Here is a 298-nt window from a genome sequence, read left to right as displayed (position 1 = left end):
AAGACTCTCTACCGATAAGGCTCGCGTTAACCACGTATTGAACTTTTCCAAATCAAAGCAGCTTACCTTTCAGGAAATAGATGAACAATTTTTAAGGAAATTTAAAATCTACTTACGTAAAAAACACAGCCTATCAGAAAGGTCAATAGTAAATAATCTTATAGTGATTAGGACTATCTATAATAGAGCTATTAAATTGGATATAGTAGATAGAAAACTCTATCCCTTCGGTTCTGATAAAATACGAATTAAATTCCCAGAAACCGAAAAAATAGGTCTAACCAGAAATGAGGTCATA

1 protein-coding gene is annotated in these 298 nt (G+C 32.2%); it reads left to right on the top strand.

Annotated elements, in window-relative coordinates; genetic code table 11:
* Window positions 1-298, top strand: a 298-nt coding sequence (locus tag HC176_RS18945; protein WP_209309838.1) for a phage integrase SAM-like domain-containing protein, incomplete at both ends; no start/stop codon positions are given.

The sequence above is a fragment of the Tamlana crocina genome, assembly GCF_012037625.1.
This window is presented reverse-complemented; position numbering and strand designations above follow the sequence as displayed.